General features: G+C 33.1%; 13 protein-coding genes. 9 read left to right on the top strand and 4 right to left on the bottom strand.

The window, feature by feature from the left end; genetic code table 11:
• Positions 1-23: 23 nt before the first annotated feature.
• The 3 genes from BUB95_RS01315 to BUB95_RS01305 are packed head-to-tail and all read left to right on the top strand — an operon-like array spanning position 24 to position 3891.
• The gene (locus BUB95_RS01315; RefSeq protein ID WP_073081975.1) at positions 24-1292 is read left to right on the top strand and encodes an O-antigen translocase; all 1269 of its coding nucleotides are present in this window, start codon (positions 24-26) and stop codon (positions 1290-1292) included.
• A complete protein-coding gene (locus tag BUB95_RS01310; RefSeq protein WP_073081973.1) occupies positions 1282-2835 on the top strand; it encodes a phosphoethanolamine transferase in 1554 nt (517 codons plus the stop codon). Before BUB95_RS01315 ends, BUB95_RS01310 begins: the two co-directional genes overlap by 11 nt.
• Positions 2836-3891: a glycosyltransferase gene (locus BUB95_RS01305; protein WP_073081970.1), complete on the top strand. Its 1056-nt coding sequence runs from the start codon at positions 2836-2838 to the stop codon at positions 3889-3891.
• Here the strand turns inward: BUB95_RS01305 and BUB95_RS01300 are convergent, their stop codons facing one another.
• The 3 genes from BUB95_RS01300 to BUB95_RS01290 are packed head-to-tail and all read right to left on the bottom strand — an operon-like array spanning position 3892 to position 6432.
• Positions 3892-4842, bottom strand: coding sequence for a glycosyltransferase family 2 protein (locus tag BUB95_RS01300; protein ID WP_073081967.1), 951 nt, complete (start codon positions 4840-4842; stop codon positions 3892-3894). It lies immediately after the preceding gene.
• A gap of 2 nt (positions 4843-4844) precedes the next feature.
• A complete protein-coding gene (locus BUB95_RS01295) occupies positions 4845-5735 on the bottom strand; it encodes a glycosyltransferase family 2 protein (protein WP_073081964.1) in 891 nt (296 codons plus the stop codon).
• Between the two features lie 13 nt (positions 5736-5748).
• A complete protein-coding gene (locus BUB95_RS01290; protein ID WP_073081962.1) occupies positions 5749-6432 on the bottom strand; it encodes a cell division ATP-binding protein FtsE in 684 nt (227 codons plus the stop codon).
• 655 nt (positions 6433-7087) lie between these two features.
• Here BUB95_RS01290 and BUB95_RS01280 point away from each other — a divergent pair.
• From BUB95_RS01280 to BUB95_RS01260, 5 genes are all read left to right on the top strand, one after another.
• Positions 7088-10111, top strand: a complete 3024-nt coding sequence (locus BUB95_RS01280) for a tetratricopeptide repeat protein (protein ID WP_073081956.1) — start codon at positions 7088-7090, stop codon at positions 10109-10111.
• Between the two features lie 78 nt (positions 10112-10189).
• Positions 10190-11914 carry a TonB-dependent receptor gene (locus tag BUB95_RS01275; protein ID WP_073081953.1) on the top strand — a complete coding sequence of 575 codons (1725 nt, stop codon included), beginning with the start codon at positions 10190-10192 and terminating at the stop codon, positions 11912-11914.
• Positions 11915-12055: 141 nt separating this feature from the next.
• Positions 12056-12514, top strand: a complete 459-nt coding sequence (locus tag BUB95_RS01270) for a YciI family protein (protein ID WP_073081950.1) — start codon at positions 12056-12058, stop codon at positions 12512-12514.
• An 11-nt stretch (positions 12515-12525) separates the two neighbouring features.
• On the top strand, positions 12526-12948 hold the full coding sequence (locus BUB95_RS01265) for a hypothetical protein (protein WP_073081947.1): 423 nt from the start codon (positions 12526-12528) through the stop codon (positions 12946-12948).
• Positions 12949-13121: 173 nt separating this feature from the next.
• Complete coding sequence (locus BUB95_RS01260; protein WP_073081944.1) at positions 13122-14738, top strand: amidohydrolase; 1617 nt, start codon at positions 13122-13124, stop codon at positions 14736-14738.
• A 65-nt stretch (positions 14739-14803) separates the two neighbouring features.
• Here the strand turns inward: BUB95_RS01260 and BUB95_RS01255 are convergent, their stop codons facing one another.
• The gene (locus tag BUB95_RS01255; protein ID WP_073081942.1) at positions 14804-15505 is read right to left on the bottom strand and encodes a class I SAM-dependent methyltransferase; all 702 of its coding nucleotides are present in this window, start codon (positions 15503-15505) and stop codon (positions 14804-14806) included.
• A 55-nt stretch (positions 15506-15560) separates the two neighbouring features.
• Between BUB95_RS01255 and BUB95_RS01250 the strand changes: the two genes are divergently transcribed.
• A complete protein-coding gene (locus BUB95_RS01250; protein WP_073081939.1) occupies positions 15561-16052 on the top strand; it encodes a YkgJ family cysteine cluster protein in 492 nt (163 codons plus the stop codon).
• Positions 16053-16054: the final 2 nt, after the last annotated feature.

Below are 16054 nucleotides of genomic sequence, written 5' to 3'. Positions count from 1 at the left end.
AAAAGTTTAAATTTTAAAACTATATGTTTTATAAGTTGTTATCCTATAATGCTGTTATAGTTTTTTTTAAGCTAGTATCTTCTTTCATAGTATCTAAGGTTAGTGCTATTTTTCTTGGTCCGAGTGGTTATGCTTTGGTTGGGAATTTCAGAAATATATTCCAAATTTTTGTTGGAATTACAGCAAACGGTTTTCAAAGTGGGACAATTAGACATATCGCAGAAAATAAGAATGATAAGTTCTATTTTTCAAAGATTGTTGCATCAATCATTTTCTTCAGTTTTTGTCTGTCAGTATTTATTGGGATTTTTCTTATCATTTTTTCAAATCAATTAAGTATTTATGCTTTTAAAACTGATGGCTTCAGAGATATATTTGTTTATCTGGCGGTTTTGCTACCATTAATTTCACTAAACTCAATTATTTTATATATAGTAAATGGGCTTCAGAAATTAAAGAGTTATACAGTTTTGGTAGTGCTTTACAGTATTACAAATGCTTCTTTGACAGCGGTATTGGTTTATAACTATAATTTTAGAGGCGCTTTACTAGCTGTAATAATTGTATCTGCTCTTACATTTGTAATTAGCTTAACCTTAAAGCAGGTAAGGTTAATCTTTACTAATTTTTTATCCATCTTAAAAAACATATCTGTAGAAATTATAAAATCCATGTCTACTTATATTTTAATGGCTACATATTCAACAATTTTATTGAGTGTTTCTTATTTACTAATTAGAAATAATATTATTAAAACAAACGGAGAAGAAGTCGCAGGGTATTGGGAGGCTGTAAATAAAGTATCGATGTTTTACATGATATTTTTCACCTCAATTTTCACACTTTATTTATTGCCAAAACTATCTGTTAACAAAACCCTTAAAGGTTATAAAGCCATTATGTCTTACTATTTTAAGCGCTTAATACCTTTACTTTTAGTACTATTTACTGCTTTATATTTGGTGCGTTTTTTTGTTATAAAATTGTTTCTAACGGATGCATTTATTTCAATAGAAAAGTATTTTGCTTTACAGTTTGCTGGTGATTTTATGAAGATTATTGGTTTTTCTTTGGCCTACCAGTTTCATGCAAAAAAAATGGTTAGTTATTATTTTATAACTGATGCCATCATTTATATTTCATTTTATATTTTCAGTCTTTACTTTTTGAATTCTCAGAATCTTGAAGGTGTTTTTTATGCCTATATATTAAGCACGGGCTTATATTTAATAGTTGTGAGTTTAGTTATATTTACGAAGAATAAAAATTATCTAACATCTGATGAAGTCTAAATTAACTAAGCACTTACTACTTTTAGCACTGCCGCTATTATTAAAGTATGTGTTTTTTTTAGTTTTTGTTGATTGGGATGTCTTTGACAAAGGCGATATAAAAGAGGATATCATTTTCTTTGTGCTTGTAGCATTACTATTGTGTACCAGATTTTTTCAAAATAAGTATTTAAAAGTAGTACTTCTATTTCTATACATATTTTACATAGTGTTAGAAACTACGTCTTATTTGGCAGTATCTTCAACATTTTCGTCTTCTTATATGTATCTATTGTTAGAGTCGGGAACACAAGAGCTTAAAGAATTTGCAGGAGGTTATTTTAGTTGGCCAATACTTTTGGTGTTTGTGTTCAATGGATATTTATTTTTTTTATTAAAAGGTAAGACATGGAAGCCTAATTTTAAATACTCTAATCTGGTTGGATTTTCTGGATTAATAGTTATTACTACATTCTTAAAATTCACAGGCCTGATAGAAAGTAATGCTTATCATAATACAGTGCGTGGCACTTATGGTTATTACGATTTACAAAAGAACATGCAGTTTTCTCCGAAGGTAAATTCTAAAGAGTTAATTATAACCGCAGATAACGATGTCTTGGTTTTGGTTCTGGGCGAGTCTACAGATAGAAACCATATGCAACTCTATGGCTATAATCGTGAAACAACACCTTTACTAAATGCCCAAAAGGATGACTTGTTTACTTACGATAATGTTATTTCAACTGATGTATTTACCCTTAAAGCTGTTCCTAAAATTCTGACATCATTAAATAGAATGTCTAACGGTGAAACTTTAGTGGATATTGTTCAAATATTCAAAGCTGCTGGTTATAACACTTATTGGCTATCCAACCAGCGCCCAATAAGTTTTCACGATAACGCGATAAGCAAAATTGCTTCGGCTTCAAAAATGTTTAAATTTTATAATCATTTAATAGATAGAGATACTAAGGTTTTAGATGAAGCTATTTTATCTGATTATGAAGATATACTTGATAAACCAGGAAAGAAAATGATAGTTCTTAGACTTATAGGAACCCATTTCGACTATGATAATAGGTATCCAGCAAGCTTTAATAAGTTTGATAAGTCTGAGGATATTTCCAAAAAAGAGCGATTAGTTAATCAGTATGATAACGCAGTATTATATAACGATTTTATTGTTAATCAGATTTTATCAAAGTTAAAAAACAAGAACGAAAAGAGTGCATTATTATACCTCTCAGATCATGGGGAAAATATATATGATAATGGGACTGATTTTTTTGGTAGGTCTGAAGAAATTGTAACCAAGAATATGTTCGAAATTCCTTTTATTCTTTGGACATCAGAACGTTTTGTTAAGCCTAATGATTTTCAATATGAGAAAAATAGACAGTTCACATCAGAATATACCTATGATAGTATTGGACACGTGTTCGGAGTTACTCATTCTAGTATGGATGTAACTAATAGTATTTTTAGTTCTGCGTATCAACCAAAAAAGCGAATTATAGTTGGTGATAGAGACTTTGATTCTTATTTTAAAGTCAAGGAATAGATGGCTAAAAAGGTTTGCTTATTAATTGATAGATTGGCTTCTGGTGGAGCCGAAAAAATGGTAGCAAATTTATCACAATCTTTAGTCGATAATAACTATGATGTTACCATAGTTATTATGCGAGACGATGTAAAGTATGATTTCAAAGGTCAGCTTTATAACTTCGGAAAAATTAAAGCATCGCATACAAAATACAAAGCATTCCAATTATTTAAAGCGTATTTCAAAGCACAAAAGTTTGATATAATTATTGATCATCGTGTGAGGATGCATTGGTTAAAAGAGCTCCTGTTTGCAAAATTTGTATTCAGAAAATTTAGAGTTGTGTATTGTGTACATCACTTTGATTTATCATTGTATTTCCCTTTAGTTTCTGTTCCCTTTTTAGCAAAGCAAACTTTAGTAAGTAATAAGCAAATTGTTGCGGTCAGTAAAATGGCCAAAGAAGAGATGTCAAGACAGTTAGGTTTAAATAGCAGAGTCATATACAATTACCCAATAAAGGAAGATGTTTCGGAAATCAAATTAGAGTTTAAGTATATAATAGCTATAGGTAGGTTAGAGAAAATCAAGCAGTTTGATGTTTTGATAGAAGCGTACAAAACGTCTAAGTTACCTACCAATAATATTAACCTTCTCATTTTTGGAGAAGGAAGTCAAAGTGATTATTTGCAATCCATTATTACTGAAAATAATTTAGAAGAGTTGGTTAGTTTAAAAGGATTTGATGTTAATGTAGCATCTTATCTAAAAGGTGCTCAAGCTCTTGTGATGACTAGTAAAAGCGAAGGATTTCCTATGGTTTTAATAGAAGCCATTCAGCACAAAACTCCAGTAATTTCATTTGATTGTAAAAGTGGGCCTTCTGAAATTATAGAGCATGGAATTAATGGAATTTTAGTAGAAGACCAAAAAAAAGCTGAATTTGTAGCTGCAATTAATAAGCTTACTGATGAAGACTTCTATTCTAAATTGGTAGATAATCTTGAAGCTTATAATTCACCATTTACTGAAGAAAACACAATTCAGCAATGGATTGATGTCATTGAAGCGTGATTATTTCATTTTAAATACTAAAAACGGATTAAGTTTTAATATGTCTTTAGCTTTAAAAAGCAATCTAACTAATGGGTTTGGAAGGTTAATAACTATTCGCTGAAATCTGCTGAGATTTTGATAAGTTATATCTTCCTTAAGTTCATTTTCTAGGGGTTTATTTCCTGCTAATTTCAGAAAAACAATTGTAGAAAATCGGTTAAGGTCTATATATCTATTCAGGTAGTCGTTTTTTTTCTCTTCATCTTTATACGCATACAATAATCTAGGTACTTTAGTTTTGTTCTTGTAGTTAGAAAGATTATCAGACATTGTCTTATTATGAATTGCTGTAGTTTCGGAAGCATCTAGAACAAATTCATAATTTTTTAAAGCCATTCTTATGTATAAATCTGTGTCTTGCTCAGAATAAATTTCTGGATCAAAATAATTCATGTCCTCAAAAACTTTCTTCGGGACACAAATACTACTAACCCAAGCCACACAATGTTGAAGCGAGTGCTTAAAAAAACTTGGAACAATACCTCTAAAATCCTCAGGTAGCTTATAATAATTAACCTGATGCGTTACTTTTTTTGACTTTTTAATGGCATATCTAGAGGCGTACAATCCTTTGTTTGGATAATCTTGTATTAAGTTATAAAGCTTTTGTAAATGATTTGGACTCCATAAATCATCAGCATCTATCAATGCAATGTAACCTGAAGCCGATTTCTTAATGCCGTTATTTCTTGCGATAGAAAGACCTTGATTTTCCTGTTGAAAGAATTTAAGTCTATGGTCATTAAACGACTTTGCAACTTCAAAACTTTTATCTGTAGAGCCATCATTAATGATAATGACTTCAAAATTATCAAAGGTTTGATTAAGCACAGATTTGAGAGTCTCCTTAATGTACTGCTCTTTATTATAAAGCGGAATTACAACCGAAAAAAAAGGGGGACTTAGCATATCTACTTACTCAAATCTTTATGGCTAATGTATAATAATTTATATACCTGAAGTAAACGCACATTGGGGTTTTCACTCAATAAGTTTTTCCGAATGGGTATATTCAACATTTTGTATAGAAGGACAGTAATATAATTAAGCCTTAGTTTTTTTAGAAAACTATGTGTTTTTAGCAATTTGTTATTATGAGTTGTAATTTTCTTTTCGTCTCGCATCCATAAAAGCGTACTGATAGCTTCTTCTGCTTTTTCTATGTATTTGGTATTGTTTTCTAAACCATAGTGAAATGCTTCATTATTTATGTGATGTACTTTTGTCTTTTCGGCTCTTAATAGCGCAGAGAAGTAATTGTCAAGACCATAACCATTTCTATCTAATCTGGTATTGATTTTAGAGAAAACGGATTTTTTAATCAAGAAATTGGCAGAGATAATTAATTCGTAAGGTTTTAAATTTCGTTTTTTAGCGTCAACTTCTTCATAAGTTTTTCCGTATTTCCATCGTAAAATACCTGTATCAATTTTCACAGAAGTATCGTATGCAAATCCCCCGAAAACAGCATCATATCCTGAGTCTATCTGCGACATATAATTCTTAATGAATGTTTTGCTTTTGGGTATGACATCTGCGTCTAAAAACAAAAGCCAATCGTATTTAGCTTTGTCACATAAAAATTGTCTTGTAGCTGTACGACCTAGATTTTGCTGGGTCTTAAAATATGTAGCGTAAGACAGCTCGTTTACTGATGCTTCATTTTCTGGAGTAAAAAGGGTTGAAGCATCATCTTTGCATAAAATTTCAAACTCAATACCTGCTTCACTAGCTTGCTCATGAATTTCTTCTACAAGTTTAGAAATGTTGTAGTTATATGTTGGTATGAGTATTGAAAGCATCTAGAGATATTAATTAGCTTTTCCTCTGCACCACCTCAAACACCTTGTTTTCATCACACTTAAAGGTCTTACTTGGGTATTTTAGAAGTAAGGCGTAATCGTGAGTTGCCATCAGGATGGTGTTTCCATTTTTGTTAATGTCTTGTAACACCTCCATAACTTCAATGCTAGTTTGAGGGTCCAGGTTTCCTGTAGGCTCATCCGCTAAAATCAACTCAGGTTCATTGAGTAAGGCTCTTGCAATGGCCACACGTTGTTGCTCTCCGCCTGAAAGCTCATGTGGAAATTTAAAACCTTTGGTACCCATACCTACTTTGTTTAAAACAGCGTCTATACGCTCACTTATTTCAGCTTTATCTTTCCAGCCTGTGGCTTTTAAAACAAATTCTAGATTACCGTTTATAGTACGATCAGGTAATAGTTTAAAATCTTGAAAGACAATACCTAGTTTTCGTCTCAAAAACGGGATGTCTTTTTCCTTTAAACCACGAAGATTAAAATCTACGATGTGCCCTTCGCCTTCAGTTAGTTCCAAATCACCATAAAGGGTTTTCATAAAACTACTTTTTCCACTTCCGGTTTTACCAATAAGATATACAAAGTCGCCTTTTTGTAATTCTACATTTACATTATTTAATACCAAATTATCAGCTTGGTAAATGTTAGCATCTTTGAGTTGTAAAACGGTTTCTGGCATAGGTTGATTTTTTATTTTAAGTACTTTTTTACAAGAATTTGTTGTTCTTTTTCAGAAATTTCTTTGTTCGCATTACAAATACTCGTGACTAATTTATTCTTTTCATCTAATAGACCAAAAATGATGTATTTCTTATTCTTTTCAAAGTAAAAATCACAAGTTGTTAAATGTTCTTTTTCAGAAATTAATTTTAAATTTTTAATTTTTCGCCGCGATGTAATTCAATTATTTCAAAATTCTTATTACCAAGATATTTTCCAAAAAATATAATTTCAGAAGTTTTAAATTCCTCTTTTAGGAGTAATTCTTCTCTGCTTTTTTCATTCGTGTAGCCTATAGTTTTACAATCACAAAAAAAAGAAGAACCTAAAATTAAAATTGAAAAGAAGATTGTTTTCATAGATGTACTAAAAACGAATGATTAGGTAAAAGTATTGTAAAAATTTCAATTTACGGTTTTTCAGTGTGGCATAATAATTGGCTACCAAAATAGGATGTTATCAATAATTGCCCAATACAGGTTTGGCTTTGGTTTCAATAAGCTTTAATAACTTGGTTTATAATTAACAGTTATTTTCTGCGTTAGTATTAGGGTATTCATTTAATTTTGAATGGGTAACTATCATCATTAATCGAGAATCAAAAAACGACGCCAATGACGTTATTAAAAAAACAATTCTTAGGCATATGTCTGTTGCTTTCATCATTTCTTTATGCACAGGAAACAGCCATATACACCAGCCAGTTCAAGGAGTATCAAAAAGCATTGACTTTATATAACAACAAGCAATACAAAGCTGCTCAGTCTTTGTTTGATGATATTAAATATGATACTGAAGATGAGGTTTTAAAATCTGATTGTAGCTATTACATTGCTAATTGCGCAGTAAGGCTCAATCAAAAAAATGCAGATGATTTAATCGAAGAATTTGTGGAAGAATATCCAACGAGCACAAAGCGTAATACCGCTTTTTTGGACGTGGGAGATTATTATTTCGAAAACTCAGACTATGCTTATGCTCGTAAATGGTACGCAAAAGTAGATGAGATGAGCATTGCCCGTAAAGAGCAAGACAAATACAATTTTAATTACGGTCATAGCCTCTACGCAACCAAAGACAAAAATGGAGCAACTAAATACCTTAATCGAGTAAAAGAAAATGGTGAATACACAGAGCAAGCTAAATATTATTTAGGCTATATGGCTTATGAAGGCGATGATTACGATGCTGCGAACGACTATTTTGAAGCAGTTTCTGATAATGAAAAATACAAAGAGAAACTGAGCTACTATCAAGCAGATTTAAACTTTAAACTCGGAAAGTTTGAAAAAGCTATAGAACTTGCAGAAGCACAGTTGCCAAAGAGTAATGAAGAAGAAACGTCAGAATTATCTAAAATTATAGGAGAGAGTTACTTTAATCTTCAGAAATATGCTGAAGCAATTCCGTATCTAAAAAATTATAAAGGGAAAAATGGACGTTGGAATAATACCGACTTTTATCAATTGGGGTATGCGTATTACAAGCAAGATGATTTTGAGAATGCAATTTCAGAGTTTAATAAAATTATAAACGGAAACAATTCCGTAGCGCAGAATGCATACTATCATTTAGGTGAAAGTTATATCAACCTCGATAAAAAATCTGAAGCTTTAAACGCCTTTAGGAATGCATCACAAATGCCTTTTGACGATAAGATTAAAGAAGATGCTTGGTTGAACTATGCAAAGTTGAGTTACGAAATTGGGAACCCATATCAATCCGTACCGCAAGTGTTAGCTGGTTACTTAGAAGCTTATCCTAAAACGCTTTATAAGGAAGAGATTGAAACCTTGCTCATCGATTCTTACATTACATCAAAAAATTATAAAGAGGCCTTAAATCTTTTGGAAACCAGAAAGAGTTTCGAGAATAAAGTAGCTTATCAAAAAGTGGCTTTTTATCGTGGTATAGAGTTGTATAACGAAGACCAATATACTGAAGCTCTAGATATGTTTGAGAAATCGTTAGATGAGCCAAGAGATAATGTATATGTGGCTAGAGCAACCTTCTGGAAGGCGGAAACTGACTATAACTTAACTAACTATAATGAAGCTTTGATTGGGTTTAAACAATTCAAACAGCAAGATGGTATTTCAGGATTATCGGAAACCGAGAATCTAGATTATAATCTAGCTTATACCTATTTTAAACTAAAAGATTATGCTCAAGCTTCAAACTATTTTAGAACATTTATTGACGGTAAAAAAGAAGATAAACTTAGAGTAAATGATGCTTATTTAAGACTCGGTGATGGCTATTTTGTGTCGAGTGATTACACAAACGCCATTTTAGCTTACGATAAAGCCATTGGTATCAATGAAATTGAAACTGACTACGCTGCTTTTCAAAAAGCAATGAGTCATGGTTACATGGGTAAAGCGTCTACAAAAATAAAAGAACTAAATACATTTATCATAGGATATCCAAAATCAGGCTTACGAGACGATGCCATGTATGAGTTAGCAAACTCTTATGTAAAAGCTAATGATACGGATAAGGCTATGGAAATGTACGACCGTTTAAATTCAGAATACAAGCGTAGTGCATTTATTTCAAAATCATTGTTGCGTCAAGGCTTAGTGTATTACAATTCTAATGAGAATGAGTTGGCGTTGAATAAATTCAAAAAAGTAGCTAATGATTATGCAGGTTCGCAAGAAGCGGTGCAAGCAGTATCTACTGCGCGATTGATTTATATAGATTTGGGTCGTGTAGATGAATATGCACGTTGGGTAAAAACGTTGGATTATGTTGAAGTAACCGATGCAGAATTGGACAATACCACATATTTAGCAGCAGAAAAGCAATATTTAGATGGTAATACAGATGCAGCCATTACACAGTTCAATAAATATCTTAATGCCTTTCCAAGCGGAATTCATGCTGTAAAATCTCATTTTTATTTAGCGCAATTATACTACAAGAAGGAATTATTCGATAATGCGAAACCACATTACAAAGCCGTTGTAGAAGCTGCTAAGAGTGAATACACAGAGCAAGCTACTGTAAAACTCAGTGAAATATACTTAAATGATTCAGATTGGTCTGAGGCGATATTGGTTTTAAAACAGTTAGAAGCTGAAGCGGATTATCCTCAGAATATTATTTACGCGCAGTCTAATCTAATGAATGCCTATTACCAAACTAAAGATTATACAGAGGCAGAAAGTTATGCTGAAAAAGTATTGTCTAAATCTAACTTAGATAGTAAGGTTAAAAATGATGCTCAACTCATTATTGCACGTTCTGCTTGGGAAACTGGTAACGAATCTAAAGCAAAATCTGCCTATGCTGAGGTGCAAAAAACAGCTTCAGGTATTGTTGCAGCAGAGGCCTTGTATTATAATGCATATTTCAAAAATAAAGAAGGAAAGTATGCGGCTTCAAATACTGTTATTCAGAAATTAGCTAAAGATTACAGTAGTTATAAGCTCTACTCAGCCAAAGGGTTGGTTGTGATGGCAAAGAATTATTATGCTTTAGATGATGCATTTCAGGCGACCTATATTTTAGAAAGTGTGATTTCTAGTTTTCCAGAATATGAGGATGTTATAGCAGAAGCAAAACAAGAACTCGATATAATAAAATTAGAAGAAGCAAAGACAAATTCATCAATCGAATCAGGTGATAATTAATCATTTGTCATTCTGAACTTGTTTCAGAATCTCACCAAGAAAGATGCGACTATTATCATCAAAATCAAATCAAGATACATGAAAATTAAATTCAATATAACCCTAATACTATCGCTAACTGTAACTTTTGTATTTGCACAAGAACGTACAAAAGATACCATTGATGACCAGACGGTAAATGTTATAAAGCCATATACGCCTACAATCTCTGATGCATTTAAAATCAAGGATAAGCCATCAACGGAGGATGCTAACACAATTACTAAAAAGGAAGTGAAATACAATATTTTTTCAATTCCGGTTGCATCAACATTTACTCCAGCTAAAGGTAAGGCTGCTAATGTAGACAAGGCAAAGCCTGTTAAGTTATACGATAACTATGCTTCATTAGGTTTTGGAACTTACACCACAATTTTAGGAGAGGTTTACTTGAATCATGAGCTCAGCAGTGGAGAAAATGTTGGCGGATACTTAAGTCATCACTCATCTCAAGGTGGCATAGATGGTTTGTTGTTAGATGACGATTTTTCTAAAACAGGTATTAATGTCAACTATTCTCAAAAACTGAATGATTTTTCTTGGAAAATAGATTTAGGTGCAGACGTTATGGCTTACAATTGGTACGGATTGCCTCAGCAGTTTTTTGGACAAACTGAAGCGAATACCATTGACCCAAAAATAAGATATAATAGTTTTTATGTTGGTGGAAAGCTAAATTTCGATAATGCTATTATCAAAAACGGAAGTGTACGCTTTAGACGTTTTGGTGACAATAGAGATTCTGGCGAAAATCGTTTTATGGCTAAAGCTGCTTTCGATGTACCAATTAGAGATGAGATTATTGAAACGGAGTTGCGAGTAGATTATTTAAGCGGAAGTTTTGATAGAAATTACAATACTATAGCAGAACTCAACTACGGAAATGTAAACTTTAGTTTATCACCAACGTATCAATTAAAAGAAGATGACTTAACGGTAGATTTAGGTATTCGATTAACCTATTTAAACGATACCGAGTTTAATGAGAACAAACTGTTTTTATACCCTAATATCGTAGCGTCGTACAGATTGGTAAACGATATTTTAATAGGTTATGCGGGAGTTACTGGAGATTTAATTCAGAATTCGTATTACGATTTTGTTAATCAAAGTCCATTTGTGTCTCCAACACTATTGGTAACACCAACAGACCAGCAATATCATGGTTTTATTGGCTTAAAAGGAAAGCTCTCTAATAACGTGAGCTATAACATCAACGGAAACTACTTTGCTGAGGAAAACAAAGCACTGCTCAAAACTAACGATGCACAAAGCTTTGCTACTGAAGATTATCAATTTGGTAATTCTGTAGGTGTGGTTTATGATAACGTTAAAACCTTTTCTGTCGGAGGCGAGTTAAATATTGATGTCAACCGTAACTTCAAATTAGCAATTAAGGGCGAATATTTTAATTACAATACTAGCGCAGAAGCAGAGGCTTGGAATTTACCAAACGTCACAGGTTCTGTATTTTTAGACTATCAGATATCTAGACATTGGTTTATGGGTGGAAGTGTGTTCTTTACAGGAGAACGTAAAGAAGAATCTGCTTTAGTCGGAACTTTAGGTCCACCTCTTAGAACGCCAGTAACTTTAGATAGCTTTTTTGATGCCAATGCGCATGTGGGCTATAAAATAACCGATTACCTTTCGGTTTATGGGAAAGTAAATAATATAGCAAATCAAGATTATCAGCGTTGGCAAAACTTCCCAGTTCAAGGGATTCAGTTTTTAGCCGGTGCGACTTATCAGTTTGACTTTTGACAATCATAGGTTGTTGTGCTGAACAGATGCACTGAGCAAAGTCGAAGTGTCGTTTTAGAATCTCAATAATGTTTTCGTTGTTACTCTGAGCGCAGTAGAAGAGTCTTTTATGTATATTTGGAAGACTTAAAATCAATCATTATGAAAAATACAATCTTTCTAATAGCTATCAGCCTATTCACATTTCATTTAAACGCTCAAAATACAAATCCAAAATATGATGCAGAATTGGCAAAAAAAGTAGGTGCCGACGACTACGGAATGAAGTCCTACATATTTGTAATTCTTAAAACAGGGACAAACACATCTACCGATAAAGCAGAAGTTGCTAAAGCCTTTAATGGCCATATGACTAATATGGACAAAATGGTTGAAGATGGTAAGCTCATCGTTGCTGGTCCTATCGGTGACAATGACAAAAATTACCGTGGTATTTTTATCCTTAACGAGACAGACATGGAAAAGGCAAAAGCACTTTTGGCAACCGACCCAGCAATAAAAGCTAAGTTTTTAGACTACGATATGTTTCCTTGGTATGGCTCAGCGGCATTATCTGAGTATTTAGAAGCTTCAGATAAAGTCTGGAAAGTAGGGTTTTAATAGGTTTAAAGTTGGCATTTTTCACTCATTTTTTTTCTGAACTACAGCTAAGATTTTTAATTGTTATACTTATTATTTCTGTTACTTACAGTTGTAAAGCTCAACAAGTTGTTGACAATCAGCAACAAATCAATATTTACTCAAGCCAAATAATTGGAATATGGATTGATGATAAGGACGATTATTATAAATTAGAATTTTTATCAAATGGTATTTGTAAAGAATACGATGAAAATCAAATGATAGCTGAATATAATTATTCAATAGTCAATAGTAATTGCTCTAATTATAATTCATCAAATAGCTTTTTCTTGCAGTGGATTGATTCAGAAGATTCGCGTGTCACTTGTTTAGAAATTCTAAATATAACTGACACCAATTTGTCGTTGATGATTATTGACAAAGCTGAAAGATTGTTTTTTAATAAACAATGATAATCATTTGATTCTTTATGCAAGATGAGTCTTATAAGAAGATATTCTAACATCTTTATAAAATTGAGTTAGAAAAATTCAAAAGCGTCTTTATCCAAGACGCTTTTCTTATTTTTACATAATAAACAAATGTCACACTGAGCGCAGTCGAAGTGCATTGAACCTAAAATTTCATGAAAAAACTAATCCTATTCTTAGCTATCGCATTAATTTTCTCTTGCGAAGACCAAAAACAGCAAGCAGATTTAATTATCACAAACGCCAATATCTATACGGTTGATGACGCCTTTAATAAAGCGGAAGCATTTGCTATTAAAGATGGGAAGTTTGTAGCTGTTGGTACTTCTGAAGAGATAACTTCTAAATACCAGTCAGAAAGTACAGTTGATGCTAATGGACAAACCGTAACGCCAGGATTAATTGATGCGCATTGTCACTTTCTAAACTTGGGTATTGGTTTACAGCAAGTTGACCTAATGGGCACCAAGAGCTACGATGAGGTTGTGCAGCGCGTGGTTGATTTTCAAAAAGAAAAAAATGCAGATTACATTATGGGTCGTGGTTGGGACCAAAACGATTGGGAAGACAAAAGTTTTCCAAATAAGGCAAAGTTAGACGAACTATTTCCAGATACGCCAATTGCCTTAACGCGTGTCGATGGTCATGCCATTTTAGCAAACCAAGCAGCTTTAGATTTAGGAAACGTCACTGTGGAAAGTAAGATTGATGGTGGTGAGGTGGTTTTAGAAAACGGAAAAGTAACAGGTGTGCTTATAGATAATGCAGAATCTCTAGTGATGAATCATTGGCCAGTTTCTACAAAAGAAGAAGCGATACAAGCCTTATTGGATGCGCAAGACGTGTGTTTTGATTTGGGTTTAACAACAGTAAATGATGCTGGTTTAAGCATTGAAGCGATTGAACTTATAGACAGTTTGCAACAAGCCGGCGACTTAAAAATGCGTGTTTATGCTATGGCGTCGGCAACACCTAAAAATTTAGATTATTACATCAATAAAGGCATTGTAAAAACCGATTATTTAAATGTGCGTTCGTTTAAATTTTATGCCGATGGTGCTTTGGGTTCTCGTGGTGCTATGATGCGTGACCCATATAGTGATAAACCAGGACATTTTGGATTGTTGGTTAACGATATTAAAACCTTGAGAGAAACGGCGCAACGCATTGCAAATTCCGAATACCAAATGAATACACATGCCATTGGTGATTCTGCAAACCATGCCGTTTTAGATACTTACAAAGCCGTTTTAAAAGGAAAGCCAAATCGTCGTTGGAAAATAGAACACGCACAAGTGGTTTCTCAAGAAGATTTCCCAAAGTTTAATGATATTATTCCTTCAGTACAGCCAACACATGCAACGAGCGATATGTATTGGGCAGAAGATAGAATAGGAGAAAAACGTATGAAAGGTGCTTACGCTTTTAAAGATTTACTAAAACAATATGGAAAAGTTGCTTTAGGTACAGACTTTCCTGTGGAGCGTGTCAACCCAATGCTAACGTTTTATGCTGCCGTGGCGAGACAAGATTTAGAGCAATATCCTGAAGGTGGTTTTCAAATGGAAAATGCGTTAAGCAGAGAAGAAGCTTTACGTGGAATGACCATTTGGGCAGCCTACTCAAATTTTGAAGAAAACGAAAAAGGGAGCATCGAAGTTGGGAAATTTGCCGATTTTATTATTCTTGATAAAGATATCATGTCAGTTGAAACAAAGGCTATTCCTGAAACTAAAGTTGTTGGGACTTATGTAGCAGGTGAGAAACAGTAGATTATTTTAGAGTATATAGTAATAAGTGTAAAGTGTTAGTGAATTACAACTAATTACTTTATACTTTAATATATCCTCGCCAAATAATCAAAATGTTTACCGTCAATTACTTTTTCGCAATGGAATCCAACAGTTTGGCAAGCTGTTTTTAGCATTTCAAAATCCAGATAAAGCCACTTCATAGGTGTCTCTTCTTCACCTTTATAGCTGAGGTAATAATCCAATTCGCCATAATAACGGCCACTTAAATCTATCCACGTACCGCCATCCTCGTCTTCGTACATGTATTTTATATCAGACGAGTCGATGAGTATTTGCCCGTTTGGTTTTAAAAGCGATTTTAAATGCTTCAAATATGATGCTACTTGTTGCACTTCTTGAAAGATACCTGTACCATTCATTAAAAGTAATATCGTGTCGAATTGTTCTTTAGAATAATCTAAAAGCGAGACACATTCAGCATTTAAAACACCTCTTTGCTTAGCCACTTCAATAGCACCCTTTGAGCTGTCAATACCTTTCACTTTAAATCCTTTATCTTGTAAATACAAAGTATGACTACCAGAACCACAACCAACATCGAGCACTTTTCCTTTAGTGAGCTGTAGTGCCTTTTGTTCCAACTTAGGCATTTCAGAATAATCTCTAAATAAATAGGGTAGTGGTAATTCGTCTTTATCGGAGATATTGGTCCAAGTGATAATGTCTTCAGAATAATTTCCCGATTGATGATCTAATAATGCTTTTCCAAAGATGTCTTTTTCCATGTTTTTTTGTTGCCAGGTGCTTGATTCAGCATCTCATTCTCATTATATTTACTGTATGCAAGACCAAATCAATAATCTTTCAAAACTAGCCAAAGATAAGCATAAGGAAAACAAGACGTTTTTCACCAAGCTAAAGAAGAAACCACCAAAGCAGTTAGATTACATCATGCAGGAATTGCATGAAGCGGAGTTTAAAAAAACAGACTGTCTAGAGTGCGCTAATTGCTGTAAAACTACAGGACCTTTATTTACTGATAAGGATATTACTAGAATTGCAAAGCATTTTAAAATGAAGCCGCATCAGTTTACGGAACAATTTTTGAGGTTAGACGAAGAAAATGATTATGTGTTGCAATCTGTTCCATGCACATTTTTAGGAGCAGATAATTACTGTTCTATTTATGAAGTTCGGCCAAAAGCTTGTAGAGAATTCCCGCATACAGATAGAAAAAAGTTTCAGCAAATATCTAATCTTACTTTAAAGAACGTGGCTATTTGTCCTGCAGCTTATAATATTGTTGAGGCTATGAAAGCGCGAATAAAATAAAA

The organism is Winogradskyella jejuensis, from assembly GCF_900129745.1.
Classification (GTDB): Bacteria; Bacteroidota; Bacteroidia; order Flavobacteriales; family Flavobacteriaceae; genus Winogradskyella; species Winogradskyella jejuensis.
The sequence above is the reverse complement of the archived record's forward strand: the minus strand, read 5'-3'. Positions and strand labels throughout refer to the sequence as shown.

Bases quoted from the DNA above. Each gene is read 5' to 3' on its own strand.
- BUB95_RS01315 (WP_073081975.1), top strand. From the start codon at position 24: ATGTTTTATAAGTTGTTATCCTATAATGCTGTTATAGTTTTTTTTAAG.
- BUB95_RS01310 (WP_073081973.1), top strand. From the start codon at position 1,282: ATGAAGTCTAAATTAACTAAGCACTTACTACTTTTAGCACTGCCGCTA.
- BUB95_RS01305 (WP_073081970.1), top strand. From the start codon at position 2,836: ATGGCTAAAAAGGTTTGCTTATTAATTGATAGATTGGCTTCTGGTGGA.
- BUB95_RS01300 (WP_073081967.1), bottom strand. From the start codon at position 4,842: ATGCTAAGTCCCCCTTTTTTTTCGGTTGTAATTCCGCTTTATAATAAA.
- BUB95_RS01295 (WP_073081964.1), bottom strand. From the start codon at position 5,735: ATGCTTTCAATACTCATACCAACATATAACTACAACATTTCTAAACTT.
- BUB95_RS01290 (WP_073081962.1), bottom strand. From the start codon at position 6,432: ATGCCAGAAACCGTTTTACAACTCAAAGATGCTAACATTTACCAAGCT.
- BUB95_RS01280 (WP_073081956.1), top strand. From the start codon at position 7,088: ATGACGTTATTAAAAAAACAATTCTTAGGCATATGTCTGTTGCTTTCA.
- BUB95_RS01275 (WP_073081953.1), top strand. From the start codon at position 10,190: ATGAAAATTAAATTCAATATAACCCTAATACTATCGCTAACTGTAACT.
- BUB95_RS01270 (WP_073081950.1), top strand. From the start codon at position 12,056: ATGAAAAATACAATCTTTCTAATAGCTATCAGCCTATTCACATTTCAT.
- BUB95_RS01260 (WP_073081944.1), top strand. From the start codon at position 13,122: ATGAAAAAACTAATCCTATTCTTAGCTATCGCATTAATTTTCTCTTGC.
- BUB95_RS01255 (WP_073081942.1), bottom strand. From the start codon at position 15,505: ATGGAAAAAGACATCTTTGGAAAAGCATTATTAGATCATCAATCGGGA.
- BUB95_RS01250 (WP_073081939.1), top strand. From the start codon at position 15,561: ATGCAAGACCAAATCAATAATCTTTCAAAACTAGCCAAAGATAAGCAT.